Annotated in this window: 1 protein-coding gene; it reads right to left on the bottom strand. The window is 61.3% G+C overall.

Going from position 1 to position 475, the window contains the following annotated elements; all coding sequences use genetic code 11:
- The coding region (locus ACRXB1_RS37375; protein ID WP_449494936.1) for an IS701 family transposase at positions 1-475 on the bottom strand (475 nt) is incomplete at both ends.

Below are 475 nucleotides of genomic sequence, written 5' to 3' on the forward strand. Positions count from 1 at the left end.
GTACAGCCGGCAGTGGGGCAAGGCCCGGTGGCCACACGCGTGTGCTCGACTGGATGCCCACGGCGTATTGCAGGCCGAGTTCGCCAACGTTGGCACGAAACGCCGCGTCGTTTCCATAACCCGCGTCAGCCAGCACCACTGCGTTCGGCGCACCGCTTTGCCTTGCCTCGCGCAGTTGCGTGATGGCGATCTGCGGCTTGGTCGCAAACTCAACCTGATCGGGCACACCAGCTTGTTGCCGTCTTGCCGGGTCCTCCGCCCATTCGCGTGGCAAGTAAAGCTGATAAGCGACGGGCAGGCTCGCCTCCTCGGTGGCTACCAAAAGGCTAACAGCGACCTGGCAATTATCCTGCTTACCCAACTGCCCGCAGTATTGCCGCGCCACGCCCACCGAATGCTTTCCCTTCTTCGGAAAGCCCGTGTCGTCAATGATCCAGTACAGTCCGTTTGACGGATTCATGTGCGGCAATACCCA

Source organism: Caballeronia sp. M23-90, from assembly GCF_053574605.1.